At 69.5% G+C, this 24,469-nt stretch carries 26 protein-coding genes and 2 tRNA genes; 13 read left to right on the forward strand and 15 right to left on the reverse strand.

Annotation, left to right across the window (positions count from 1 at the left end):
* Window positions 1-21 precede the first annotated feature (21 nt).
* The 3 genes from WYM_RS01690 to WYM_RS01700 are packed head-to-tail and all read left to right on the forward strand — an operon-like array spanning window position 22 to window position 3,313.
* Window positions 22-1,143, forward strand: coding sequence for a mechanosensitive ion channel family protein (locus WYM_RS01690; RefSeq protein WP_019179090.1), 1,122 nt, complete (start codon window positions 22-24; stop codon window positions 1,141-1,143).
* Window positions 1,140-1,619, forward strand: coding sequence for a globin (locus WYM_RS01695; protein WP_019179091.1), 480 nt, complete (start codon window positions 1,140-1,142; stop codon window positions 1,617-1,619). Before WYM_RS01690 ends, WYM_RS01695 begins: the two co-directional genes overlap by 4 nt.
* A gap of 29 nt (window positions 1,620-1,648) precedes the next feature.
* Window positions 1,649-3,313 (forward strand): FAD-binding dehydrogenase, encoded by a 1,665-nt coding sequence (locus WYM_RS01700; RefSeq protein ID WP_019179092.1) that lies wholly within the window; start codon window positions 1,649-1,651, stop codon window positions 3,311-3,313.
* Window positions 3,314-3,322: 9 nt separating this feature from the next.
* Here the strand turns inward: WYM_RS01700 and WYM_RS01705 are convergent, their stop codons facing one another.
* Window positions 3,323-4,000 carry a hypothetical protein gene (locus WYM_RS01705; RefSeq protein WP_019179093.1) on the reverse strand — a complete coding sequence of 226 codons (678 nt, stop codon included), beginning with the start codon at window positions 3,998-4,000 and terminating at the stop codon, window positions 3,323-3,325.
* A 99-nt stretch (window positions 4,001-4,099) separates the two neighbouring features.
* Here WYM_RS01705 and WYM_RS01710 point away from each other — a divergent pair, with 99 nt between their 5' ends.
* Entirely contained in the window at window positions 4,100-4,966 is an 867-nt protein-coding gene (locus tag WYM_RS01710) for an acyl-CoA thioesterase (RefSeq protein ID WP_040568970.1), read from the forward strand.
* Window positions 4,967-4,975: 9 nt separating this feature from the next.
* Here the strand turns inward: WYM_RS01710 and WYM_RS01715 are convergent, their stop codons facing one another.
* From WYM_RS01715 to WYM_RS01730, 4 genes are all read right to left on the reverse strand, one after another.
* Window positions 4,976-5,485 carry an acyl-CoA thioesterase gene (locus WYM_RS01715; protein WP_019179095.1) on the reverse strand — a complete coding sequence of 170 codons (510 nt, stop codon included), beginning with the start codon at window positions 5,483-5,485 and terminating at the stop codon, window positions 4,976-4,978.
* Window positions 5,478-7,157 carry an energy-dependent translational throttle protein EttA gene (gene ettA / locus WYM_RS01720; RefSeq protein ID WP_019179096.1) on the reverse strand — a complete coding sequence of 560 codons (1,680 nt, stop codon included), beginning with the start codon at window positions 7,155-7,157 and terminating at the stop codon, window positions 5,478-5,480. The genes WYM_RS01715 and ettA overlap by 8 nt, the downstream gene beginning before the upstream one ends.
* Window positions 7,158-7,250: 93 nt before the next feature.
* Window positions 7,251-7,781, reverse strand: a complete 531-nt coding sequence (locus WYM_RS22125; RefSeq protein WP_019179097.1) for a DUF6993 domain-containing protein — start codon at window positions 7,779-7,781, stop codon at window positions 7,251-7,253.
* Between the two features lie 41 nt (window positions 7,782-7,822).
* Window positions 7,823-8,410 carry a single-stranded DNA-binding protein gene (locus tag WYM_RS01730; protein ID WP_019179098.1) on the reverse strand — a complete coding sequence of 196 codons (588 nt, stop codon included), beginning with the start codon at window positions 8,408-8,410 and terminating at the stop codon, window positions 7,823-7,825.
* Window positions 8,411-8,633: 223 nt separating this feature from the next.
* Between WYM_RS01730 and WYM_RS01735 the strand changes: the two genes are divergently transcribed.
* Window positions 8,634-8,897 (forward strand): hypothetical protein, encoded by a 264-nt coding sequence (locus WYM_RS01735; RefSeq protein WP_019179099.1) that lies wholly within the window; start codon window positions 8,634-8,636, stop codon window positions 8,895-8,897.
* A gap of 57 nt (window positions 8,898-8,954) precedes the next feature.
* On the opposite strand, the gene WYM_RS01740 is transcribed toward WYM_RS01735, so the two are convergent.
* On the reverse strand, window positions 8,955-10,379 hold the full coding sequence (locus tag WYM_RS01740) for a PLP-dependent aminotransferase family protein (RefSeq protein ID WP_019179100.1): 1,425 nt from the start codon (window positions 10,377-10,379) through the stop codon (window positions 8,955-8,957).
* Window positions 10,380-10,440: 61 nt separating this feature from the next.
* On the opposite strand from WYM_RS01740, the gene WYM_RS01745 reads away from it, so the two are divergent.
* On the forward strand, window positions 10,441-11,085 hold the full coding sequence (locus WYM_RS01745; protein WP_019179101.1) for a YczE/YyaS/YitT family protein: 645 nt from the start codon (window positions 10,441-10,443) through the stop codon (window positions 11,083-11,085).
* 18 nt (window positions 11,086-11,103) lie between these two features.
* Here the strand turns inward: WYM_RS01745 and WYM_RS01750 are convergent, their stop codons facing one another.
* The gene (locus WYM_RS01750) at window positions 11,104-11,316 is read right to left on the reverse strand and encodes a hypothetical protein (RefSeq protein WP_019179102.1); all 213 of its coding nucleotides are present in this window, start codon (window positions 11,314-11,316) and stop codon (window positions 11,104-11,106) included.
* Window positions 11,317-11,423: 107 nt separating this feature from the next.
* Here WYM_RS01750 and WYM_RS01755 point away from each other — a divergent pair.
* The 6 genes from WYM_RS01755 (at window position 11,424) to WYM_RS01780 (ending at window position 13,488) form a co-directional block, all read left to right on the forward strand.
* Window positions 11,424-11,496 (forward strand) — tRNA-Arg (locus tag WYM_RS01755).
* A gap of 59 nt (window positions 11,497-11,555) precedes the next feature.
* Window positions 11,556-12,182 carry an oligoribonuclease gene (gene orn, locus WYM_RS01760; RefSeq protein WP_019179103.1) on the forward strand — a complete coding sequence of 209 codons (627 nt, stop codon included), beginning with the start codon at window positions 11,556-11,558 and terminating at the stop codon, window positions 12,180-12,182.
* A gap of 37 nt (window positions 12,183-12,219) precedes the next feature.
* Window positions 12,220-12,295 (forward strand) — tRNA-His (locus tag WYM_RS01765).
* A 58-nt stretch (window positions 12,296-12,353) separates the two neighbouring features.
* Entirely contained in the window at window positions 12,354-12,701 is a 348-nt protein-coding gene (locus tag WYM_RS18970) for a metallopeptidase family protein (RefSeq protein ID WP_019179104.1), read from the forward strand.
* Window positions 12,692-13,000, forward strand: a complete 309-nt coding sequence (clpS, locus tag WYM_RS01775; protein ID WP_019179105.1) for an ATP-dependent Clp protease adapter ClpS — start codon at window positions 12,692-12,694, stop codon at window positions 12,998-13,000. Before WYM_RS18970 ends, clpS begins: the two co-directional genes overlap by 10 nt.
* Window positions 12,997-13,488: a DUF2017 family protein gene (locus WYM_RS01780; protein ID WP_026059465.1), complete on the forward strand. Its 492-nt coding sequence runs from the start codon at window positions 12,997-12,999 to the stop codon at window positions 13,486-13,488. The genes clpS and WYM_RS01780 overlap by 4 nt, the downstream gene beginning before the upstream one ends.
* 38 nt (window positions 13,489-13,526) lie before the next feature.
* Here WYM_RS01780 and WYM_RS01785 read toward each other — a convergent pair whose 3' ends face one another.
* From WYM_RS01785 to gatC, 6 genes are all read right to left on the reverse strand, one after another.
* A complete protein-coding gene (locus WYM_RS01785; RefSeq protein WP_019179107.1) occupies window positions 13,527-14,051 on the reverse strand; it encodes a hypothetical protein in 525 nt (174 codons plus the stop codon).
* A gap of 43 nt (window positions 14,052-14,094) precedes the next feature.
* Window positions 14,095-14,415, reverse strand: coding sequence for a hypothetical protein (locus tag WYM_RS01790; protein ID WP_019179108.1), 321 nt, complete (start codon window positions 14,413-14,415; stop codon window positions 14,095-14,097).
* A gap of 61 nt (window positions 14,416-14,476) precedes the next feature.
* Window positions 14,477-15,742 carry a DNA polymerase IV gene (dinB, locus tag WYM_RS01795; RefSeq protein WP_019179109.1) on the reverse strand — a complete coding sequence of 422 codons (1,266 nt, stop codon included), beginning with the start codon at window positions 15,740-15,742 and terminating at the stop codon, window positions 14,477-14,479.
* 77 nt (window positions 15,743-15,819) lie between these two features.
* Complete coding sequence (gatB, locus tag WYM_RS01800; RefSeq protein ID WP_019179110.1) at window positions 15,820-17,352, reverse strand: Asp-tRNA(Asn)/Glu-tRNA(Gln) amidotransferase subunit GatB; 1,533 nt, start codon at window positions 17,350-17,352, stop codon at window positions 15,820-15,822.
* On the reverse strand, window positions 17,352-18,872 hold the full coding sequence (gene gatA / locus WYM_RS01805; RefSeq protein WP_019179111.1) for an Asp-tRNA(Asn)/Glu-tRNA(Gln) amidotransferase subunit GatA: 1,521 nt from the start codon (window positions 18,870-18,872) through the stop codon (window positions 17,352-17,354). The genes gatB and gatA overlap by 1 nt, the downstream gene beginning before the upstream one ends.
* A 9-nt stretch (window positions 18,873-18,881) precedes the next feature.
* Window positions 18,882-19,181, reverse strand: coding sequence for an Asp-tRNA(Asn)/Glu-tRNA(Gln) amidotransferase subunit GatC (gene gatC / locus WYM_RS01810; RefSeq protein WP_026059467.1), 300 nt, complete (start codon window positions 19,179-19,181; stop codon window positions 18,882-18,884).
* A 67-nt stretch (window positions 19,182-19,248) separates the two neighbouring features.
* Here gatC and WYM_RS01815 point away from each other — a divergent pair, with 67 nt between their 5' ends.
* Complete coding sequence (locus tag WYM_RS01815) at window positions 19,249-20,952, forward strand: long-chain-fatty-acid--CoA ligase (RefSeq protein WP_019179113.1); 1,704 nt, start codon at window positions 19,249-19,251, stop codon at window positions 20,950-20,952.
* Between the two features lie 10 nt (window positions 20,953-20,962).
* Here the strand turns inward: WYM_RS01815 and ligA are convergent, their stop codons facing one another.
* Together ligA and mnmA are read right to left on the reverse strand one after the other, a co-directional pair.
* The gene (gene ligA, locus WYM_RS01820; RefSeq protein ID WP_019179114.1) at window positions 20,963-23,290 is read right to left on the reverse strand and encodes an NAD-dependent DNA ligase LigA; all 2,328 of its coding nucleotides are present in this window, start codon (window positions 23,288-23,290) and stop codon (window positions 20,963-20,965) included.
* Between the two features lie 43 nt (window positions 23,291-23,333).
* Window positions 23,334-24,431, reverse strand: a complete 1,098-nt coding sequence (gene mnmA / locus WYM_RS01825; RefSeq protein ID WP_019179115.1) for a tRNA 2-thiouridine(34) synthase MnmA — start codon at window positions 24,429-24,431, stop codon at window positions 23,334-23,336.
* Window positions 24,432-24,469 lie beyond the last annotated feature (38 nt).

Here is a 24,469-nt window from a genome sequence, read left to right on the forward strand (position 1 = left end):
CTCCTCGTTAGGATCGTCACGATGATCAGCGCCCCACTCGACTCCGTCCCCCAGCCCGAGATCACCGACCCCGAGCTGTGGAAGGGGATCGGCGCCTTCTTCGTCGCAGCCGGCTGGAATCTGCTGGCCGTGGCCGGGATCATCGTCGGCGCCGTGATACTGGCATGGGTGCTGACGCTCGTCATCCGACGAGTCGTCAACCGGATCGTGAGCGGGGCGAAGTCGAAGGCGAACGTCGACGACACGCAGGCGCTGGAGCGATCTCCGCTCGCGTCGGTCCGCCTCGTGCAGCGCACCCGCACGCTCGGCTCGATCCTGCACAACATCGTCAATGTGACGATCGTGATCATCGCGGTGCTGCTGATCATCAACGTCCTCGCCCCCACAGCGCTCGGGTCTCTCACCCTCCTCACCGCGGCCGTCGGCGCCGGCCTCGGCTTCGGCGCCCAGAACATCGTCAAGGACGTGCTCAACGGCATCTTCATCGTCGCCGAGGATCAGATCGGGATCGGCGACGTCGTCGATCTGGGGCTCGCGACGGGCATCGTCGAGTTCGTCAGCGTGCGCGTCACGCACGTGCGCGATGTCAACGGCACGCTCTGGTATGTGCGCAACGGCGAAATCACCCGCATCGGCAACCTGTCGCAGGGATGGTCGCGCGTGATCGTCGATCTGTCGGTCGCGGTCGACTCCGACATCGAAGAGGTCGAGAAGACGCTCCTCGACACCGCGAAGACGCTCGCGAAGGATCCGAAGTGGCGCACACGCATCCTCGAGCAGCCCGAGGTCTGGGGCCTGGAGTCGATCTCGGGCGACGCGCTCGTCATCCGGCTCGTGATGAAGACCCGCGCCAATGCCAAGGACGACGTCGCGCGAGAGCTGCGGATGCGCCTGAAGCACGCCATCGACGAGATGGGAATCACCCTTCCCGCGCTCAATACGATCATGCCCACCGGCATCGAGGGCGCTCAGCGTGTCCGCGGCGCCAATCCGCCGAAGACCAAGCCGAACCCGGTGGCCTCCCCCGTCGGCGAGCGGCCGATATGGAAGCCGAAGCGCATGAGCAAGAAGTCCCCGACCCAGCCGCGCGAGGGCACCACGGGGCAGACCCCGCCCGCCGACACCCCCGAGGCCACGCCATGACCGACAGCACGCCGCTGAGCTTCTACGACGAGATCGGCGGGCACGAGACCTTCGTGCGGCTCGTCGACGCGTTCTACCGGGGCGTCGCCGACGACGAGGTGCTGAAGCCGATGTACCCCGAAGAGGACCTCGGCCCCGCCAAGGTGCGCCTGACGATGTTCCTCGAGCAGTATTGGGGAGGGCCCACGACATACAGCGACCAGCGCGGGCATCCACGGCTGCGCATGCGTCACGCGCCGTTCCACGTCAATCCCGACGCCCGCGATCGCTGGCTCGCTCACATGCGCTCTGCGGTGGACGAGCTGAAACTGCCGCCGCTGCACGAGGCGACGCTGTGGGACTACCTGCAGCGCGCCGCCTTCGCGATGGTGAACACGTTCGAGCCCTCGGGAATCGGCCCATCCGCCGACGGGCGCACCGCGGGCTCGCTCCCGCTCACCTCTCCGCCGCCCGGCGGCGCTGCCGACGCACGCTAGACCACCCCGCACGCCGACGAAGGAGTCGCATGTCCCCCACCCCGCACCACACCGACGTCCTCATCATCGGGTGGGGGCTGGCCGGGCTGGTCGCCGCGACCGAAGCCGTCGCGGCCGGCAAGCGGGTCACCATCGTCGACCAGGAACCGCGCGCGAACCTCGGCGGCCAGGCATGGTGGTCTTTCGGAGGACTGTTCTTCATCGACTCCCCCGAGCAGCGACGGCTCGGCGTGCGCGATTCCGTCGACCTCGCACGTCAGGACTGGTTCGGAAACGCCGGATTCGACCGCGACGAGGATCTCTGGCCCCGCCGGTGGGCGGAGGCCTACCTGCACTTCGCACACGAGGAGAAGCGCACGTGGCTCCGTGAGAAAGGTGTGGGATTCTTCCCCATCGTGGGGTGGGCCGAGCGGGGCGGGTACACGGCGACGGGTCCGGGCAACTCGGTGCCCCGTTTCCACGTCACGTGGGGAACGGGCCCCGGCGTGGTCGCGCCGTTCCAACGCGCCGTCGAGAGCGGAGAAGCCGAAGGACGGGTCACCATCCTTCCCCGGCACAAGGTCCGCTCCCTCACCGTCTCGGACGGCGCGGTCGTCGGCGCCGAGGGCGACATCCTCGCGCCCAGCAGCGCGCCCCGCGGCGTCGCCACCTCGCGCGAGATCGTCGGCTCGTTCGCCGTCACGGCGGGAGCCACGATCGTCGCCTCCGGCGGCATCGGCGGCAATCACGAGCTCGTCCGCCGCTGGTGGCCGGAGCGTCTGGGAACGGCGCCGGCCGCCATGCTCACCGGGGTGCCGGCATACGTCGACGGCTCGATGCAGGTGGCCAGCGAAGCCTCCGGCGCCCGGCTCATCAACGGCGACCGCATGTGGCACTACGTCGAGGGAATCCAGAACTGGGATCCGATCTGGCCGGGTCACGGCATCCGGATCCTTCCCGGACCGTCGTCGCTCTGGCTCGATGCGACCGGCACTCGCCTGCCCGTACCGCTGTTCCCCGGATTCGACACGCTCGGCACGCTCGCGCATCTTCGCGCGACAGGCCACGACCACTCGTGGTTCGTGCTGTCGCAGAAGATCATCGAGAAGGAGTTCACCCTCTCCGGCAGCGAGCAGAATCCCGATCTGACCGGCAAGGACGTACGGCTCCTCGCCACGTCGCGTCTGGGCAAGGGCGCGGCGGGGCCCGTGCAGGCGTTCATGGACCGCGGCGCCGACTTCGTCGTCCGCGACACGCTGGACGGACTGATCGACGGCATGAAGGCCCTTCCCGGCGGCGACCTCCTCGACGCCGAGCGGGTGCGCTTCGAGGTCGAGGCGCGCGACCGCGAGATCGTGAACGACTTCACCAAGGACACCCAGATCGCGATGCTCCGCTCGGCGCGCGCGTTCCGCGGCGACCGCATCATCCGCACCGCCGCACCGCACCGGATCCTCGACCGTGACGCCGGCCCGCTGATCGCGGTGAAGCTCCACGTGCTCACGCGAAAGTCCCTCGGCGGCATCGAGACCGACCTGTCGGCCCGGGCGCTCGGCGACGGCGGTCAGCCGGTTCCCGGCCTGTACGCGGCCGGCGAGGCGAGCGGCTTCGGCGGGGGCGGCGTGCACGGCTACCGTGCCCTCGAGGGCACCTTCCTCGGCGGCTGTCTGTTCTCGGGCCGTGTCGCGGGACGCGCGGCAGCCGCCGCCGTCTGAATCGTCCGGTCAGCGCCCGCCGGGTCCGGTGCTGCGCACGGGCCCCAGTCCGCGCGCCAGCGGGCCGCGCACGAGAACGTGACCGCGCTGGAGGCTGATGCGCGACCAGGGACCGCTCACCAGCACGCGTGCGGATTCCGCACCGCTGATGAATCCCATGCTGAGCGCTGCGAAAGCCGAGCCGAGAGGCAGCCCGCCCAAGTCGTCGTCGGGCGCTCCCCACACCGACGCGCGGACGGCGCGCACGGCGTCCTCGCCGGCATCGGTGGGAACGGCATCCGCGACGTGCGCGATCCCGCCCTGCGCCTTCGATGCGAGCAGCGACGAGTCGAGCGGCGCACGCTGCTCCCAACCGCTGCGCGGCGGCGAGATGCCCGCCCAGGCCGGCGACAGCGCGGTCTCGGGCAGCGCGAGCGAGGCCGGCTCGCCGTCCATGGCAGAGAGAGCGGATGCCTCCACCACGAGGTCGCATACGAGCTCCGGATCGGCCGCGACCGTGCGCATGGCCAACACCGTCGGCGTCGCGTCACCGATCCCCTTCGGCGCCAGCGGAGCGGCCGTCATCGCGAGCACGCCGCCCGATGCCTGAAGCCGTACGCCCTCGGTGGTGAACCGGGCCGCGCGGCTCGCGAAAGTGAGGGCGTCAGCCACGAAGGCCGGATCGGCGAGCAGCAGGCGGGGAGGCATCGCCCTAAGCTACCAAGCAGAGCGAAGGGCGTCGGTCGCCCGAGAGGAGCACCCGTGAACGATGCCGAGACGGCCGCCGAGTCCGACCCGGTCGCCTCGATGCTCGCGGTCCTCGATCTGAACGGCTCGGACGCACGCACGACCGAGGACATCTTCACCGGCCACTCCCAGTCCATGCCGCTCGGGCGCGTGTACGGGGGCCAGGTCCTCGCGCAGTCCATCGTGGCGGCCGAGCGCACGATCCCCGAGGGCCGCACGGTGCACTCGATGCACGGCTACTTCCTGCGCCCGGGCGATTCCGCCGAAGACATCACGTTCGCCGTCGACCGGATCCATGACGGCCGGTCGTTCTCCACGCGCCGCACCCAGGCCTTCCAGGAGGGTGTTCCGATCTTCTCGATGATCGCCTCCTTCCAGGATGAGGACCCCGGCGTCGAGCATCAGGCGCCGATGCCCGAGGGCCTTCCCGGACCCGACGAGCTTCCCGACGTGGAGTCGCATCTCGAAGGGCTCCATCCCATGTCGAAGCGGCTCTTCACCGACCGGCCGGTGGATGTGCGGCACATCCCCTCTCCGATCTACGTGACCGTGGAGGGCGAGCGGGTGCCCCGTCAGGCGGTGTGGATGCGCGTCCGGCGGCGGATCACCGAGGCGCCTGCCGTCCATCGGGCCGCTCTGGCGTACCTGAGCGACCTCACGATCCAGGAGTCCATCCTGCGGGCACATGGCGTCGCCTGGGCCACCCCCGGCCTGAAGGTCGCCAGTCTCGACCACGCCATGTGGTGGCATCGGTTCGGCCGCGCGGACGAGTGGATGCTCTACGTGCAGGAGTCCCCCAGCGCACGCGGCGGTCGCGGACTCGCGAGCGGCCGCATCTACTCGGCCGGCGGCGTGCTGCTGGCGAGCGTCGCACAGGAGATCATGGTGCGGGTGCCGGATGCCGCGCCGCCGAGCCTCCGCCCCTGATCGACCCGTTCAGCGGCGGTGGGCGTAGACGATCGGCTCGCCCTGGTACGGCTGCCACGCCTGCCGCTCCTCGGCGGTGAGCCTCAGCGGGCGGCCGGACTCGGCATCCACCTTCACCACGACCGTCGTCGCCCGCGCGTACACGGTCTGCGCACCGTCGAGAGAGGTCTCCACGGGACTGCAGACCTCGTAGCAGACCTCGATGCTCGAACCGCCCAGCTTGCCGAACCACATCTGCACGTCGAGCGGATGCCGCTGATACGGAACCGGCGCCAGGTACTCGATCTCCTGTCGCGCGATGAGGGTCAGTACACCGCTGAAGAGGCTCGAGTCGAGGACTGCGGTGGTGGGCGCGATCTCTCCCTCTTCGGGAAGCCAGAACGCGCGCACACGGGCCTCTTCGAGCAGCTTCAGCATCGCCGTGTTGTTGACGTGGTTGAAGGCGTCGAGGTCACCCCATCGGAGGTGGATGGGAATGTGGAGGCGCCCGCCGGCGCCCCCGAACCGGTCGTCAGTCACGTGTGAGCTTGCGGTAGGCCGAGCGGTTCGGCTTCGCGGCATCGGGGCCGAGCCGCTCGATCTTGTTCTCTTCGTACGCCTCGAAGTTGCCCTCGAACCAGTACCACTTGTCGGGATCCTCGTCGGTGCCCTCGTAGGCGAGGATGTGGGTCGCGATGCGGTCGAGGAACCACCGGTCGTGCGTGATCACCACCGCGCAGCCCGGGAACTCCAGCAGCGCGTTCTCGAGCGACTGGAGCGTCTCGACGTCCAGGTCGTTGGTCGGCTCGTCGAGAAGCAGCAGGTTGCCGCCTTCCTTGAGCGTGAGCGCGAGGTTCAGACGGTTGCGCTCACCGCCCGACAGCACGCCGGCCTTCTTCTGCTGGTCGGGCCCCTTGAAGCCGAACTTCGACACGTACGCACGCGAGGGGATCTCGGTCTTGCCGACGGTGATGATGTCGAGCCCGTCCGAGACCACCTCCCAGAGGGTCTTGTTCGGGTCGATGTTCGAGCGGGACTGGTCGACGTAGCTGATCTTGACCGTCTCGCCGATCTTCAGGTCGCCGCCGTCGAGCGGCTCGAGACCGACGATGGTCTTGAAGAGGGTGGTCTTGCCCACGCCGTTGGGTCCGATGACGCCGACGATGCCGTTCGGCGGCAGGCTGAAGCTCAGCCCGTCGATGAGCGAGCGGCCGTCGAAACCCTTCTGCAGCTTCTTGGCCTCGATGACGATGCTTCCCAGGCGCGGTCCCGGCGGGATCGTGATCTCTTCGAAGTCGAGCTTGCGGGTCCGATCAGCCTCGGCCGCCATCTCTTCGTAGCGAGCAAGACGAGCCTTCGACTTCGCCTGACGCCCCTTGGCGTTCGAGCGCACCCAGTCGAGCTCTTCTGCGAGGCGCTTGGCGAGCTTCGCATCCTTCTTGCCCTGGATGGCGAGGCGCTCGCCCTTCTTCTCGAGGTAGGTGGAGTAGTTGCCCTCGTAGCCGATCAGGCGGCCGCGGTCGACCTCCGCGATCCATTCCGCGACGTTGTCGAGGAAGTACCGGTCGTGCGTGATGGCGATGACTGCGCCGGGGTACTTCTGCAGGTGCTGCTCGAGCCACAGGACGCTCTCGGCGTCGAGGTGGTTCGTGGGCTCGTCCAGCAGCAGGAGGTCGGGCTTCTGGAGCAAGAGCTTGGTCAGCGCCACCCGACGCTTCTCGCCACCGGAGAGCGGGCCGATCTCCGCATCCCCCGGCGGAGTGCGCAGGGCGTCCATCGCCTGCTCCAGCTGCGAGTCCAGGTCCCACGCGTCCGCCGCGTCGATCTCCTCCTGGAGCGTGCCCATCTCGGCGAGCAGGGCGTCGAAGTCGGCGTCGGGGTCCGACATGAGCCCCGAGATCTCGTTGAAGCGGTCGACCTTCGCCTTGATCGCGATGCCGTCCTGGATGTTCTCGAGCACCGTCTTGCTCTCGTCGAGCTCCGGCTCCTGCATGAGGATGCCGACGCTGAAGCCCGGGCTGAGCTTGGCCTCGCCGTTCGAGGGCGTGTCCAGTCCCGCCATGATCTTCAGGATCGTGGACTTGCCGGCGCCGTTCGGGCCGACCATGCCGATCTTGGCACCGGGCAGGAACGCCATGGTGACGTCGTCGAGGATCAGCTTGTCGCCGACCGCCTTGCGGGCGCGGACCATCGAGTAGATGTACTCAGCCATGCGGGTTCTGCTCTCCTTGGACTTCCGGACGTCAGCGTCCCAGCCTACCTGCCGGTGGTCGCTGCCCGTCGGCGTCGTGAGCAGTGCGCGACGTCACCAGTCGATGGGCCGCGTCTGCCCGACGAGGCACATGCCCTCGCCCAGAACCGGCACCACCACGGCGACGGGCTCCCCCGTGGCCGGGCCCACCTGCCCGATCAGGCACTCCTGACCCCACAGGACCGAGAACTGGATGCTCTCCGCGCGGTTGCCCACGGTCGAGAGATCCTCGGTGACCTGCATCGACGCCTTGTCGAACCCGGCGGCGACGAGGGCGTCCACGTAGGCGCGGCCCGATTCGCGCGCGTCCGAGTTCCACACGGATGCGGTGACCGTCGAGAACAGCTCGAGGTTGTCGGCCGCGCTGCCGTCCGGCACGAGCACCGGTCCGGAAGGGGCGGTGACGGCGGGTGACGGCTCGGCGGTGGGCTGCGGGGACACCGTGGCCGTTCCGCCCGACGGCGCCGCATCGGGCACGCTGCAGCCGGCCAGGAGGACGACGCCGCAGGCGATGACGAGCGTGCTCAGCCGCCGAGAGGCCGGCGTGGTGCGCCCACGCGGGAAGAAGGCGGAGTGTCGGGGCACGGGGAGAGTCTACGTGCGTCGGCCCCGACACCCGCGGAGGGTCAGAAGGGCACCTCGGCGCCGACTCGGTCCTGCGGCTCAGGCTCGGCTTCAGCACCGGCGTCCGGGTCGTTCGCCTCATCCCCGCTCACGACTCGGGTGCCGTGGCGATCGAGTGACGGCAGGGCACTGAGTGCCGGCGGGCTCGCGGGGTCGATCCCGATGCCCGGCGCAGCCCAGGCGTCGGATTCGCCAGGCCCGCCCCAGTCCTTCTCGCGATCCGCGGTGGAGGACTGCGAGCTCTTGACGAACCTGCTCGTACCCCACAGCAGGTCGTGGCCGATCGCCTCCGCGTCGATCTCGACCGAGAGACCGCGTTTGGCACCGCTCTCCCATTCGCGCAGGCGTAGCCGGCCGGTCAGCAGCACCCGGTCCCCTCTGTGCAGCGAGTCGTAGGCATGCTCGGCCAGCCCCCGGAACGCCGAGACCGTGTACCAGTTGGTGCCCGCATCCACCCACGTGCCGGTAGCCCGGTCGTAGCGCCTCAGCGCACTGGCCACGCGGAATGTCGTGATCGTCACGCCGTTCGGCGTGCGCTTGAGTTCGGGGGCTGTGGCGATGTTGCCGGTGATCGTGATCGAGTCGCTCATGTCGCTTCCTCTCGTGGTGTCCGGGGACCCTCCCCGGTGTCGCCGGCGCCCCGTGCCCGGTGAGCGCCGGCGACACCCCAGCCTCACGCGACGGGTATGCCGTCCGAAAAGGGCTCGGCGCTTCTGGGGACAGCCCGCGAGTCGGTCGCGCTGGGGAGGAACCGCAGGTCAGAAGCGCTGTCGATGTCGGAGGTCGCACATATCTTCGAAGGAAGGAGGGAACATGTCCGACATCACTGAACTCGACGCGGTGCACGCCCCGAGCGTGCCGGCGGGCGTGCCCGTGCGGCTCGCCCGCGCCGCGGCATCCCTGTGGCGGGTGATCGACCGGAGCGGGCGTGTGATCGGGCATCTGCAGGCGATCGCGCAGCCCGATGGCGTGCGCTTCCGCGCCCGACGGTTCCATGCCGCATCGCGAGCGTTTCTCGAACTGGGCGAATTCTGGAACGCGGCCGACGCGATCGACTGCCTCCGCTTCGCGAGGTGACGAGTCCGGCCACGTCCCGTCGGCGCCGAACCGGTCACACCTCGGGTCGCTCAGGCGTCAGACGACCGCGCCGACCTGATCGACGATGGATGTCGGCGCTGCGGCCGTGACGGCCTCCCACGACCTCGCGAGCGCGTGCGTCGCACGTACCAGCTCGTCCGGTGAAGCCGTGAAGGGCATCCGCAGATGGCGGTCGTGTCCGCCTTCGATCGAGAATCGGGGTCCCGCCGAAAGCAGTACGCCATGCGACCGCACGTCCATCACCAGCGCGGAGCTCAGCGCGGCATCCAATTCGATCCACAGAGACACACCGCCGTGCGTCGAAGGCACGCGCCAGCGTGGAAGGCGGTCAGCGAGCGCCTCCACCAGCGCGTCGCGCCCGGATCGCAGCAGCACCGACCTCTGCGCCACGACCTCGTCGAAGTCCTCGAGGACGCGCGTGGCAACGGCCTGCTCGATCTCGGGCGTCCCCAGGTCCTGGGCGGGTCGTGCGGCGACGAGGCGCCGGATCAGGTCGCCCTCCGCGCGGACCCAGCCCACGCGCAGACCTCCCCAGACGGTCTTTCCGAGCGATCCGATCCGCACCACGGTGCCCGGCTCCGAGCCGGCGAACCCCGGCGCCACGGCGCCCCGATCGATATCGAGGTCGGCCGTCGTCTCATCGAGCACCAGCACCGAACCCGCTCGCTCTCCCGCACGCAGGATCGCCTCACGCTCGGCATCCGACATCGTCCGCCCGGTCGGATTGTGGAAGTCGGGCATCAGATATGCCGCGACCGGTAGCGCGCGGGCGAAGGCCTGCTCCGCGCGGTCGAGGTCCCAGCCGGAGTCGGTGGTGACGGGCACCCCGATCGGCCGCGCGCCCACCCGACGCAGCGCGTCGACGGCGTGGGGGTAGGTCGGCGTCTCGACCAGCACCCGATCGCCTCGTCCGAGAAGCACCGACGCGATGAGGTGGATCGCACTCTGCGCGCCCGTCGTCACCAGCACCTCGCCGGGCTGCGTGAGGATTCCCCGCCGGGTGTAGCGATCGGCGATGGCTTCGCGAAGCTCGATCCGCCCGAGGACGTCGTATCCGACGCGTGACACCAAGGATGGAGCGGATGCCGCGACCTCCGCGATCACTCCCGCCAGGCCGGGCCATGCCGGTGGGCTGGCCTGCTGGAGGTCGATCATGCCCTCGGCCGCGGTGGCGCGACCGGGATCCCTGCGCACGAGCGCCAGCGTCACGCTGCCCGACCCCCGGAGGCTCGCGATGTGACCGGTCTCGCGCAGGCTGCGGTACGCCGCGGCGACGGTGCTTCGGCTCACTGCGAGGGCCGCGGCCAGTTCGCGTTCCGCGGGAAGCGTCGTGCGCGGCGCCAGCCGATTGTCGAGGCAGAGCAGACGCACACCGTCGGCCAGTGCCTCGTAAACCGGCTCCCTGCTGCGCCAGCCGCCGAGCGCGGCAGCCAGCGCGCGGGCAGAGATACGGGAGTCCATGCGGCCAGAGTATCCATATTGGACTGCGTCGCACCATCCAATCGTGCGATTGGATGGTCTCATGTCCCGCCGCATCCTCCAGCTGCTCGTCGGTCTCGTCATCTACGGAGTCGGCTGCGCGCTCACCATCGAGGCCGGACTCGGAGTCGATCCGTGGACCGTCTTCGCTCAGGGACTCTCCATCCACACCGGCATCGGCGTGGGCTGGGTCACCAACATCCTCGGGTTCTTCGTCCTACTCCTGTGGATCCCGCTGCGGCAGAAGCCCGGCGTCGGCACGATCGCGAACATCCTGCTGGTGGGCACCAGCATGCAAGCGGCGCTGTGGCTGATCCCCCCGATGTCGGGAATCGTCGTCCAGCTCGCCGTTCTCCTGGCTGGGATCGTCCTCGTCGCGATCGCGTCGGGGCTCTACATCGGGGCGCGGTTCGGACCTGGTCCGCGCGATGGACTGATGACGGGCATGCACGCGCGCCTCGGATGGCCGATCTGGCTCTCGCGCGCTCTCGTCGAGCTCACCGTGCTGCTCATCGGCTGGCTGCTGGGCGGCACCGTGGGTATCGGCACCGTGCTCTTCGCGCTGCTGATCGGGCCGCTCGTGCACATCGCGCTGCCCCTGCTCGACACCCGGCGTTCGCCGACCGGCTCGACCGGGCCGGCGTCATCGCCCGCCGCCCAGGGCGTGAACGAACGACGCCCCGTGTGAGCGCGAGCTGCGGGCGGATCAGTGCTCGCGGAACTGCGGCCAGTCGCTCCCGGGCGGCATGTGGGCGTGGAGGGCGCTCTTCGCCACCTCCATGGACGGGTAGGTGCCTGTGACCGTGTCTGCACCGGCCATCGTCACGGTGTAGCCGTCGTCGTTCTTCCGGATGCTGCCCGCGACACCCGAAGCGCCGTAGGCGACCCACAGCGAGTGGTGCGTCTGTGTGCTGCTCATCGTGGACTCCTTTCGATGCCCTCCCCTCGCCGACGCTACGCCGCAAGCCCACAGTGCGCCAGATCCATCGGCGTCGGCGCGACCCGGTAACCTGGTCTCTCACCCTTCCCTCCGTAGCTCAGGGGACAGAGCGAGCGGTTTCTACCCGCAAGGTCGGGGGTTCGAATCCTCCCGGGGGGGCGCAGTGCTCGGCGACGCCGTCGAGTCTAGATTTCCGGCCTATCAGAAGGATGGAGCACATGGTGGGGACATCCGAGAACGATCGGCTGGTGTGGATCGACTGCGAGATGACGGGGCTCGATCTCGACGCCGACGAGCTCGTCGAGATCGCGGTCGTCGTGACCGACTTCGAGCTGCGGCAGCTCGACCCGGGCTTCCATGTGGTCATCAAGCCCGACGCGTCGGCGATGGCGAACATGAACGAGTTCGTGACGAACATGCACCGCTCTTCGGGTCTTCTCGACGAGATCCCCGACGGCATCACCGTGGCCGATGCCGAGTTCCAGGTGCTCGAGTACATCCAGCGGTTCGTTCCTCTCGAAGGCAAGGCGCCCCTCGCAGGAAACACCATCGGGACCGACCGCATGTTCCTCGCCAAGTACATGCCCCGGGTCGACCGGTGGCTGCATTACAGGAACGTGGACGTCTCGAGCATCAAGGAGCTCGCGCGGCGGTGGTACCCGCGCGCCTACATCCACGCGCCGGCCAAGGACGGCGGCCACCGGGCTCTCGCCGACATCCTGGAATCGATCCGTGAACTGGCCTATTACCGGCAGGCGGTCTTCGTTCCCGAGCCCGGTCCTACCAGCGACGGCGCACGCGCGGCCGCGGCGGCCGTCGTGTCGTCGTTCGCTCCAGAAATGTGAGAGAATCTTCTGGTTGCCCGCGCAGGCGGGAGACATGGTGGGTATAGCTCAGTTGGTAGAGCGCGGCCTTGTGGTGGCCGATGTCGCGGGTTCGAGCCCCGTTACTCACCCCAGATGTGAGCTCCGCGAAGCCTCGATCTCGCCCGGAGCCGGGTAGGCCGAGGCATCATGATGGAGATGGATGCTGCGGATTTCGAGCAGCTCGTGATCGACGAGCTCGACGCCCTCCCCGACGACATGGTCGACGGGCTGGACAACATCGTGTTCGTCGTCGAAGACCGACCCGAGGACGGCAGCCTCGAGCTGTTCGGCCTCTACGACGGATGGGCTCTGACCGAGCGGGACCGCTATGGTGTCGGCGAGCTGCCCGACAGGATCATCGTCTACCGCGAGCCGCATCTGAAGGCCTGTGAGAACGAGAGGGCCCTGCGGGACGAGGTGCACACCACACTCGTGCACGAGATCGCGCACTTCTACGGCATCGACGACGAGCGTCTGCACGAGCTGGGGTGGGCATGATGGTCGCACTCGCGCATCCTGACATCGAAGAGACCGTCCAGTTCCGTGAGAGTCCCGGCGAGGATCGCCCCTGGCAGACCGTCGTGTGGGACGATCCCGTGAATCTCATGAGCTACGTCACCCACGTCTTCCGCGAATACTTCGGCCTTCCCCGTGCTCAGGCCGAGCGGCTGATGCTCGCTGTTCACAACGAAGGTCAGGCGGTCGTGGCCGTCGGCGCGCGCGAGCAGATGGAGATGCACGCTCAGGCGATGCACGATTACGGGCTGTGGGCGACCGTGCGTCAGGCGCCGCGATGACCGGCCGCGTCGTGCACCTCGAGCTCGCGCGCCTCGAGGCTGCGCACCTGGTCGGACTCGTGCAGCAGTTCGCCGAGCTCGTGGGTGATTCCGCTCCCACGCTGGCCGACCCCGCTATCGCGCGACTGGTGCCGCCCGCCTACGACGACCGAGACGCGGCACAGGAGTTCCGCGACCTCACCCAGGCCGACCTCCTGGATCGACGGAGCAGTGATGCCGCTGTCGTCCTCGAGTCCCTCGCGGAGGCGGCTCGCATCTCCGACGATCCCGACGACCCCGCTCTTCTCGAGACGGTGGCCGTGCGGCTCGATCCTGTGCAGACGCAGGCGTGGCTGCGGACGTTGGCGGCGATCCGGCTCGTTCTGGCCGCCAGGCTCGGTGTCACCGAGTCCGAGAGCGCCGACGCGGAGGACCCGCGCTTCGGCATCTACGAGTGGCTCGGCTATCGGCTGGACGGTCTGGTCGCCGCCGTCGACGGTGACGACTGAGACGCGGCATCCGCAGCGCAGGGTCGTCCTTCAACGGGCTAAGGGACGCGAAAGACGTGCGTCGCGAGCCCCATCGGGTCGTCCTCCTCGACGTGACGCTGCTCCTGCCGCGCCCATCGTTCCCAGTGCGGACGATAGGTGTCGCCGTCTCGGGTCAGGGCACGGTGCCTGCGCGAGACGACCGGCGACTCGAGCCACAGGCGGATGTCGCCGAGACGTGCGGTGCTGGGCGTGAGCAGACCGGCGCCCTCGACGATGAGCGGAAGCGAGGGGTCCACCGCGTGGGCCTCGGCGGGCTGGTCGAGCTGCCAGTCCCATCGCTGCCAGACACCGATGAGCCCGCGTGCGTGCGGGACCAGGATCTGCTCGCGCGCGGTCTCGACTCCCGCTTCGAGTCCATCCCAGCCCGGGTAGAGGGAGTCGAGCGCGATGAGCTGCACGCGCCCGGTGAGCGGCCAGCGAGCGACGAGCATGCGCGCCAGGGAGCTCTTGCCGGCACCGCTGCGGCCGTCGATGAGGACGACCGGATTGGATGCCGCGACCTGGGTCACGGCGGAGATCACGCGTGCGGCGGCGGTCTCGAGCGCGACCGCGACAGGGTCGAGGCTACTTCTTGAGAGCGCGGATGACACGGCTGAGAGCGCGACCGGCGAAGAACACGAACGGGATCGCCACCGCGAGCAGCGCCACGATGTTCGGCTCGAAGCGAAGGTCATCGCCCCGGCGCACATAAGCTCCCACGGGAATCGCGTAGCCGCCGCCCCCGCCGCCGCCGTTGCCGGCCTCGTCAGAACCCCCGCCGAAGCCCGCCCAGCTGATCGCGACGGGGATGAGACGGACGCCGTCCATGTCCTGCTGTTCGCCGTACGCGCTCGTGACGCCGAAGGTTGCCGACTGCTTGCCGAGTTCGAGTGCGATGTTGGGCATGGTCCCACGCTATCGTCACCGAGCCCGGCTGCCCAGTGCCGCGAGGATCTCGGCAGGCGCCTCAGCCCTCGTCGAGCTTCGGCGGTGGCGGGCTGGAAGGGATGGTGCCGCCCGCCCTCGGCCCGCCGAGGAGCGTCGCCCGCGTGACCGAGCCCCGTCCGAACTTCGCCGCGGCCCCGTCGAGGGCATCCTCGATGCGCCGCCACCCCTCATCGTCGTCCCAGAGGGTGGGGGCGCCGTCGCCCGCGGGTCGAAGCCGCTCGGCGCGCACCCCGATGAGCCGGACCGGGAGTCGGCGCTCCACGGAGGAGAACAGCTCGTGAGCCGCATCGCCGATCCGCTGGCTCACCGCCGTCGGCTCGGGCAGGGTCTGCGATCGCGAGATCGTGGTGAAGTCGGCGAAGCGAACCTTGATCGCGATCGTCGTCGCCTCCCAGCCGGATGAGCGCAGCCTGGCACCGACCCGATCCGCGAGACGGCGGAGCTCGGAGCGCAGGATCCGGGTGTCGGCGATGTCGTCGTGGAAGGTCTCTTCGTGCCCCACGCTCTTCTCGACACGGCTCGTGTCGACGGGACGCGGATCGATGCCCCGCGCGAGGTGCCAGACGCGGTCGCCCATCGCCGGTCCCAGAGCGCGGTCCAGCACGTCGCGCGGTGTGTCGCGCACGTCGGCGACGGTCCGGATGCCGCGCCCTTCGAGGGCCTCGGACGCCTTGGGCCCGACGCCCCACAGGGCTCGCACGGAGCGAGCGGCGAGGAATTCCGCCGTATCCCGCTCCGCCACGACCAGGAGTCCGTCGGGCTTGCTGATGGTCGATGCCATCTTCGCCACGTGCTTCGTGGCCGCCACGCCGACGCTGCAGGTCAGCCCCGTCTCGTCGAGAACCCGGCGGCGAAGCATCCGTGCGATCTCGAGCGGGCTCCCCCACAGCCGGCGGGCGCCGCGCACGTCGAGGAAGGCCTCGTCGATGGAGAGCGGCTCGACCAGCGGCGTGATGTCGCGGAAGATCCGCATCACCATGGCGGACATCTCGAGATACCGATCGAAGTGGGGCGGCACGACCACGGCGGTCGGGCAGAGGCGCAGCGCCTGACCGACCGGCATGGCGGACCGCACGCCGAACCTCCGTGCCTCATACGACGCACTGGAGACGACGGAGCGGCTGTCGGGCGCGCCGATGATGATCGCCCTGCCGCGCAGCGAGGGGTCGTCCAGCTGCTCGACGGACGCGTAGAAGGCGTCCATGTCGACATGCAGGATGCCGGTGCCCGTGTCGTCGGCATTCTCGGGTGAGACGATCCGACCTGTCCCGTCGCCACGCCCCATGATCTGATTCTGCCCCGATCCTCCGACGCCGGCGCGAGGCGGGTCGCTGAGCGACCCCGCCCCTCGTCGCGGCGGTTCTACTGCTGAGCGGCGCGCTCGAGGATCAGTTCACGGACACGAGCGGCGTCCGCCTGACCCTTCATCGCCTTCATGACGGCGCCGATGACCGCCCCGGCGGCTTGGACCTTGCCGTCGCGGATCTTCGCCATGACATCGGGCTGAGAAGCCAGCGCCTCGTCGATCGCGGCGATGAGTGCGCTGTCGTCCGACACCACGGCCAGTCCGCGCGCGTCCACGACCTGCTGCGGCGATCCTTCGCCGGCGACCACACCTTCGAGCACCAGTCGTGCGAGCTTGTCCGTCAGGGTCCCGGCATCGACCAGGGCCTGCAGCGCCGCGACATCGGCGGGAGTCGCGAGCTCCGCGGCCTCTCGTCCTTGTGCATTCGCGATGCGCGTCAGCTCGCCCGTCCACCATTTGCGCGCAGCGGCGGGCGCCGCGCCGGCCGCGACCGTGGCTTCCACCTCGACCAGCAGACCGCCGTTGGCGACGTCCTGGAACTCAAGATCGGAGAAGCCCCACTCAGCCTTCAGCCGGCGACGACGAGCCGCCGGTGGCTCGGGCAGCGCCGCACGAAGCTGCTCGATGAGCTCGGGCGCGGGGACCACGGGCAGCAGGTCGGGCTCGGGGAAGTAGCGGTAGTCGTCGGCGTCGGACTTCGGACGGCCCGGAGAGGTCGTGCCGGTGTCTTCGTGCCAGTGCCGCGTCTCCTGGGTGATCGAGCCGCCCGCAGCGAGGATCGCCGCCTGGCGCTGGATCTCGTAGCGCACGGCCCGTTCCACCGAGCGCATGGAGTTGACGTTCTTGGTCTCCGTGCGCGTGCCGAGGGGCTCCGCAGGCTCGCCGGGTGCGACGCGCGGCCGCAGCGACACGTTCGCATCGCAGCGCAGGTTGCCGCGCTCCATTCGGGCGTCCGATATGCCGAGCCCGATCACGATGTCTCGGATCGTCTGGACGTAGGCCTTGGCCACCTCCGGCGCCCGGTGATCCGTGCCGTAGATCGGCTTGGTCACGATCTCGACGAGCGGGACGCCGGCGCGGTTGTAGTCCACGAGCGAGTACTCCGCGCCCTGGATGCGGCCGGTCGATCCGCCGACATGCGTCAGCTTGCCGGCGTCCTCCTCCATGTGCGCCCGCTCGATCGGAACCGGAACCAGCGTGCCGTCCGCGAGCTCGACCTCGACGTGTCCTTCGAAGGCGATCGGCTCGTCGTACTGCGAGATCTGATAGTTCTTGCCCAGATCCGGGTAGAAGTAGTTCTTCCGCGCGAACCGGCTCGACGGGGCGATCGAGCAACCGAGGGCCAGCCCCAGGCTGATCGACGAGCGCACTGCGGTCTCGTTCACGACCGGGAGTGAGCCGGGAAGGCCCATGTCCACGGGCGCGACGAGCGTGTTGGGCGCCGCCGTGTGGTTGGCAGAGTTGGCGGGGTTCGCCGCAGCGGAGAACATCTTCGTCTCGGTGTTCAGCTCGACGTGCACCTCGAATCCGAGCACCGGCTCGAAGAGTTCGAGCGCCTTGTCGAAGTCCATCAGCTTGTCCTTGGCCATCAGCGGGCGCCTCCGTTCGGCTCGAGGACCGGAGCCCGGTCGAGCAGGGGCCCTCCCCACGAGTCCACCAGCAATGCCTCCAGCGCCGCGCCGACGCGATAGAGCCTCACGTCCTCGCGAGCGGGGGCGAGGAACTGGATGCCGACGGGCAGGCCGTCCTCGGCCGCCAGGCCCGACGGGATGGAGATGCCCGGCACGCCGGCCAGGTTGGCGGGAATCGTCGTGACGTCGTTGAGGTACATCTGCAGCGGGTCGTCGATCTTCTCGCCGAGCCGGAAAGCGGTGGTCGGCGCTGACGGGGTGGCGATGACGTCGACCTGCGAGAAGGCCTCGTCGAAGTCGCGCTGGATGAGCGTGCGCACCTTCTGCGCCGAGCCGTAGTACGCGTCGTAGTAGCCGGCCGAAAGGGCGTAGGTGCCGAGGATGATCCGTCGCTTCACCTCGTCGCCGAAACCGGCGTCGCGCGTGGCCGCCATGACGTCCTCCACGGTGCCGCCGGGCACGTTCACCCGCATGCCGAAGCGCACGGAATCGAACTTGGCCAGATTGCTGGATGCCTCGGCCGGAAGGATCAGGTAGTACGCGGCGACGCCGTACTCGAAGTGGGGTGCACTGATCTCGACGATCTCGGCGCCGTGGGCCTCCATCGCCGCCAGGGCCGCGCGGAAGGACTCCGAGACACCGGTCTGGAACCCGCTGTCTGCCAGCTCTCTGATGACGCCGACCTTCAGCCCCTTCAGCACCTCTCCGGTGGCGCCCTCGCGAGCGGCGGCGGCGAACGAGGGCCAGGCCTCGGCGAGGGACGTCGAGTCGTGGGGATCGTGGCCGCCGATGATGTCGTGCAGCAGACCCGAGTCCAGCACAGTCCTCGTGACCGGGCCGACCTGGTCCAATGACGACGCCAGGGCGATCGCGCCGTAACGGCTGACGCCGCCGTAGGTCGGCTTGACGCCGACGGTCCCGGTCACGTGCGCAGGCTGTCGAATGGACCCGCCGGTATCGGAGCCGAGGGCGAGCGGGGCCTCGAAGGCGGCGACCGCGGCGGCCGAGCCGCCGCCCGAGCCGCCCGGGATCCGGTCGCGGTCCCAGGGGTTGCGGGTCGGCCCGTACGCGGAGTGCTCAGTGGACGAGCCCATCGCGAACTCGTCCATGTTCGTCTTGCCGAGAGGCACGAGGCCGGCGACCCGGGATCGCGCCACCACGGTGGCGTCGAACGGCGACATGTAGCCCTCGAGGATCTTCGAGCCGCTGGTCGACGGCATGTCGGTCGTCACGAGGACGTCCTTGATCGCGAGTGGCACGCCCGCCAGAGGGCCGAGCTCCTCGCCGCCGGCGCGCCGGGAGTCGATGCCTGCCGCGATGTCGAGCGCACGCTCGCTCACGTGGAGGAACGCGTGGATCTCGCCGTCGACCGCGGCGATGCGCTCGAGGTGCGCACGCGTCGCTTCGACGCTGGACACCTCTCCCGCAGCGAGCTTGTCAGCGAGCGCAGCCGCGCTCAGCTTCGTCAGATCGGTCACAACAGCCCCTTACTGCTCTTCGCCGAGGATCGCCGTGACGCGGAAGCGCCCGTCCGCGGCATCCGGTGCGTTCTGAAGCACCTGCGCGGGCGTGAGCAGGTCTCCGACGGCGTCGGGACGGAAGACGTTCTGCAGGGCGATCGGATGGCTGGTCGCGGGTACATCGGGGGTCGCGACCTCCGACACCTTCGCGATGTTGTCGACGATCACGTCGAGCTGCCCGGTGAGGCGCTCGACCTCCTCGTCGCTCAGCTGGATCCGGGCGAGCACACCGAGATGGCGCACGAGATCGGGGGTGATTTCAGACACCCGGACAGTCTAGTGGCGCTCTCTCGCGCGCCCTGCGGCAGCGCGACCCCGGGCATAGGCTGAGCAGGTGACGACCTACGACCCGCCGCGCCCCTGGATCGCCAGCTACGCGGAGGGAGTTCCGGCGGATCTGGGCCCCGTGAGCGGTTCGCTGGTCGACATCGTCGAGGCGTCCGCCCGGGACTATCCGGATGCTGTCGCCCTCCAGTTCTTCGGACGCACGACGTCGTACCGCGCCCTGCAGGAGCAGATCGAACGAGCCGCCGCCGGCCTGCGCGCCCAGGGCGTCCGCGCCGGTGATCCGGTGGCGATCGTCCTGCCCAACTGCCCGCAGCACATCGTGGCCTTCTACGCCATTCTGCGACTGGGCGCCGTGGTGATCGAGCACAATCCTCTCTATACGCCGAGAGAGCTGCGCAAGCAGTTCGAGGACCATGGCGCGAAGCATGCGATCGTGTGGAGCAAGGTCGTACGCACGATCCAGGAGTTCCCCGCCGATCTGGCCGTGGCGAGCATGGTCTCGGTCGACATCACGAGGGCCATGCCGCTGAAGACCCGGCTGGCGCTGCGGCTGCCGATCTCCAAGGCGCGCGAAGCCCGCAGCGCTCTGACCGAGCGGGTGAACGGAGCCGTCGACTGGGAGGACATCGTCAGCGCCGAGCCGCTGCCGGCGTCGCACCCCCAGCCCGCAACGGATGACCTCGCGCTGATCCAGTACACCAGCGGCACCACCGGCAACCCGAAGGGCGCCTCTCTCACGCATCGGAACCTGCTGTCCAATGCGGCTCAGGCCCGCGCGTGGGTGCCGTCGATCGTGCGGGGCGACGGCTGCGTCGTCTATGCGGTGCTGCCGATGTTCCATGCCTATGGGCTCACGCTGTGCCTGACGTTCGCGATGTCGATGGGGGCACGCCTGGTGCTGTTCCCCCGCTTCGACCCGGACATGGTGCTGGAGGTGACGAAGAAGCATCCGGCGACCTTCCTCCCCCTCGTTCCGCCGATCGCGGATCGCCTCCTGAGGGCCGCGCGCGAGCGGGGCGTGTCGCTCGCAGGTACGCAGGTGGCGATCTCGGGCGCGATGGCGCTGCCGCACGAGCTCGTCGTGCCGTTCGAGGAGGCCTCGGGCGGGTATCTCGTCGAGGGCTACGGCCTGAGCGAGTGCTCCCCCGTTCTGATGGCCAACCCGGTCGCCGGCAACCGTGTGCCCGGCACGGTCGGACTGCCCCTGCCGGGCACCGAGTGCCGCGTCGTTGACCCCGACGACCCGAGCAGGGATGTGCCGTCTGGAGAGCGCGGCGAGCTCGTCGTGCGCGGTCCCCAGGTCTTCAGTGGCTACTACGGGAAGCCCGAAGAGACCGAGGCGGTGTTCGCGGGCGGCTGGTTCCGCACCGGCGACATCGTCACGATCGATGAAGCCGGCTTCGTCAGGATCGTGGACCGTATCAAGGAGCTCATCATCACCGGGGGCTTCAACGTCGCGCCGACCGAGGTGGAGAGCGCGCTGCGGCAGCACCCCCTCGTCGAGGACGTCGCCGTCGTGGGGCTGCCCAGTGATCATTCGGGCGAGGAGGTCGTCGCCGCGATCGTCTGCACTCCCGACGCCGGGGACGTCGACGTCGAGGCTGTCCGCGAGTTCGCCCGCGGCATCCTGACCCCGTACAAGGTGCCGCGCCGCGTCTTCGTGGTCGACGAGCTGCCGAAGTCGCTGATCGGCAAGGTCCTGCGCCGTCAGGTTCGTGACCGCCTGCTGGCGCTGACGAACGGGGCGTGAGCCCGGGAGGTCACCCAGCCTCGGCGCCGTCCAGTGCTGCCGGGCCCTGCGTCACGAGGATGTGGAACTGCGCCGCGTCGAGGATTCGGAGGCCGAGCTCCTCTGCCTTGGCGAGCTTCGATCCCGCTCCAGGTCCGGCTGCGACGAAATCGGTCTTCTTCGACACGCTCGACGCGGCTTTGCCCCCGGCGTTCAGGATCGCCTCCTGCGCCCCTTCGCGCGTGTAGCCCTCGAGTGAGCCGGTCGCGACGATCGTGAGGCCGTCGAGCACGCCGCCGGCCGCATGGGCGGCACCGGGACCGGGATGCCCGGGCGTGCTGAGCTGAGCCCCTGCCGCAGTCCAGCGCTCGAGGATCTCGCGATGCCAGTCGACCTCGAACCAGTCGGTGAGCGAGTCGGCGATGATCCCGCCCACGCCCTCGACGCCCGCGAGCTCGTCGCGTGTGGCGGCGCGGATCGCGTCGACGGATCCGAACCACTGCGCCAGCGCACGCGCCGCAACGGGACCGACGTGCCGGATGTTCAGCGCGACGAGGAACCGCCAGAGCTCTTTGGTCTTGGCACGCTCGAGCTGGTCGAGCAGGGTGAGCGCCTGCGCCGAAGGCTGAGGCCCCGTCCTGCCCGTCTTCTTCTCGGAAGGACTCGGATTGCGCCGGAACGGAGCGCGACGGACGATCTCGCCGCTCTTCGCGTCGACGCGCGGCTCTCCGGTCTCGGCATCGCGCACGACGACCTCGATGGGCACGAGCTGCTCGAGGGTGAGGTCGAACAGCGCGGCTTCGGTCTCGAGCGGGGGCGAGGTGGGTACCGAGGGCTGGGTCAACGCGGCGGCGGTGACCTCGCCGAGTGCCTCGATGTCGAGAGCGCCCCGCGAGCCGATGTGCTCGACGCGTCCTCGGACCTGTGCCGGGCACGCCCGCGTGTTCGGGCAGCGCAGGTCGATGTCGCCCTCTTTGGCAGGTGCGAGCGGGGATCCGCACTCGGGGCAGGAGTCCGGCATGACGAACTCCCGCTCCGTGCCGTCGCGCAGCTCGACGACGGGGCCGAGGATCTCGGGGATGACATCTCCCGCCTTGCGCAGCACGACCGTATCGCCGATGAGAACGCCCTTGGCCCGCACGACGTCTTGATTGTGCAGTGTCGCCTGACGCACCACCGAGCCGGCGACACGTGCGGGAGCCATGACTGCGAACGGCGTGGCGCGTCCCGTGCGGCCGACCGACACCACGATGTCGAGGAGCTCGGTGTTGACCTGCTCCGGCGGGTACTTGTACGCGATCGCCCAACGCGGCGCGCGGCTGGTCGCCCCGAGCTCGTCGTGCAGCTCGAGCTCGTCGACCTTCACCACGATGCCGTCGAGCTCGTGCTCGACCGCGTGGCGGTGCTCGCCGTAGTACTCGACGAAGCCGAGAACGCCCTCGATGTCATCGAACGTGCGGAAGTACGGGCTCGTCGGAAGGCCCCACTCCGCCAGGAGTGCATAGATCTCACTCTGCGACGACACCGGCGGCCGGCTCCACGCGCCGATCCCATGCACGAACAGGCGGAGCGAGTCCAGCCGCGCTTGACCGGCCTCGCGCTCCAGCCCGTCCTTCTTGTCGAGCTGCTGACGCAGTCCGCCCGACGCGGCATTGCGTGGATTCGCGAACGACGGGAAGCGGCGCTCGGCGCTGACGCGTGCCTTCACCTCGTCGAAGCCGCGCGCCCGTGTGCGCGCATCCTCCACGACGCGGTCGCGCATGTCGGCCTGCAGGGCGTTGAGCTGCTCGAAGGCGGCGATCGGGATGAACACCTCGCCGCGCACCTCGACGAGGTCGGGGTGGCCCGTGCCCGCGAGTCGCTGCGGGATGCCGGCGACGCGGACCGCGTTCGTGGTGACGTCTTCGCCCACCCGGCCGTCACCACGCGTGGCGGCGGACGTCAGCACGCCGCGCTCGTAGCGGAGGCTGATGGCCAGCCCGTCGATCTTGAGCTCGGTCAGCCACCGCACCTCCCGCCCTGCCGACGCGCGAGTCTTGACGCACCAGTCCCGGAGCTCGTCGGGGCTGAAGACGTTGTCGAGGCTGAGCATGCGCTCGGCGTGCTCGACCGGCGCGAACATCGAGCTCTCGGCCGCGCCCACCGTCTGGGTCGGGGAGTCCTGCCCCTGCAGCTCGGGATGCAGTCGTTCGAGCTCTTCCAAGCGGTGCATCCACGCGTCATAGGTCGCGTCGTCGACGATCTCGGCGTCGCGCCCGTAGTACGCGTCGCGCGCGGCGATGATGCGCTCGATCAGCTGCTGCGACTCGGCGCGCGCGCCGTCGAGACCAGGGTCATCGGGAAGTGGGGCATCCGTCACCCCGTCAGTCTAGGAGCGGGCACGGACGCTCGCTGGTCGCGGTTCAGGCCTTGACGGGCACGGCCGAGACGGTCGTGTCGATCGTGAACTGGCCGATCACGCGCGTGCCGTCGTACAGCACCGCCGTCTGGCCGGGGGCCACACCGTCGAAGGGCGCCTCGGGGACGACGGTGAGCATGCCGTCGCCGAGCCGTGCTGTCGCGGGCACCGGGTCGGCATGGGCGCGGATCTGCACGTGGCAGGCGAAGACACCGGTCGCGGGCGCGCGTCCGGCCCACGAGAATCGCCCTCCCGCGATCTCGGCCGTGGCGAGGGCCTCCTTGGGCCCGACCACGACGGTGTTGGAGACGGGACGGACCTCGAGCACGAACCGCGGCTTGCCGTCGGGGGCCGGCATCCCCAGCTGGAGCCCGCGTCGCTGACCCACGGTGAACGCGTGGGCGCCTTCGTGCGTGCCGACCACTGCGCCGGAGCGGTCGACGATCTCGCCCTGCGTCGCTCCGACCTTCTCAGCGAGCCAGCCACGGGTGTCACCGTCGGGGATGAAGCAGATGTCGTGGCTGTCCGGCTTGTGCGCGACGGTGAGCCCTCGCGCCTCGGCCTCGGCTCGCACGAGCGCCTTCGAAGGCGTGGCACCGAGCGGGAACAGCGTATGCCGGAGCTGCTCGGCGGTCAGAACGCCCAGCACGTAGGACTGGTCCTTCGCGGCATCCGATGCACGATGCAGCTCGAGACCGTCGGGCCCGTCGACGAGCGTCGCGTAATGCCCCGTGCACACCGCATCGAAGCCGAGTTCGATCGCACGTTCGAGCAGTGCGGCGAACTTGATCTTCTCGTTGCACCGCATGCACGGATTGGGGGTGCGTCCGGCACGGTACTCCGCGACGAAGTCGTCGATCACGTCATCGCGGAAGCGCTCGGAGAAGTCCCACACGTAGAACGGGATGCCCAGTCGGTCGGCGGCGCGTCGGGCGTCCATGGCGTCCTCGATCGTGCAGCAGCCGCGGCTTCCGGTGCGCAGCGTGCCCCCGGCGCGCGAGAGCGCGAGGTGGACGCCGACGACGTCGTGGCCCGCCTCGACGGCGCGTGCGGCCGCGACGGCGGAATCCACTCCACCGCTCATGGCCGCAAGGATCCGCATGCCTCCAGTCTACGAAACCCCGGCGGCGCTGCGGCCGG

Origin of the sequence: Microbacterium yannicii PS01, assembly GCF_000304335.1 — a bacterium.
Taxonomy (GTDB): Bacteria; Actinomycetota; Actinomycetes; order Actinomycetales; family Microbacteriaceae; genus Microbacterium; species Microbacterium yannicii_A.